Origin of the sequence: Cobetia sp. SIMBA_158 (assembly GCF_046566945.1) — a bacterium.
Lineage (GTDB): Bacteria > Pseudomonadota > Gammaproteobacteria > Pseudomonadales > Halomonadaceae > Cobetia > Cobetia amphilecti.
In genome coordinates, this window is sequence record NZ_JAWJYL010000613.1 from 1 (window position 1) to 259 (window position 259).

1 protein-coding gene is annotated in these 259 nt (G+C 49.4%); it reads right to left on the bottom strand.

The genetic code is table 11. The features are described 5' to 3' along the window. Window positions 1-259, bottom strand: a 259-nt coding sequence (locus R2R70_RS21290; protein ID WP_410979092.1) for an AMP-binding protein, incomplete at both ends; no start/stop codon positions are given.

Below are 259 nucleotides of genomic sequence, written 5' to 3' on the forward strand. Positions count from 1 at the left end.
CTGGAGACATCGTAACGCGTCATCCAGCTATCGTCTTGTTTTTTGAGCATACGCACACCTGTGGGTGCGGTGAATAAAATATTAACTTTGTTAGCTTCAACGATACGCCACCAGATACCAGGGTTTGGCATATGCGGCAAGCCCTCATACATGATACTGGTCATACCCGCCAGTAACGGCGCATAGATCGTATAAGAGTGCCCGACGGCCCAACCAATATCAGATATCGCCCAGAAAGTCTCGCCAGCCTTGCCATCAT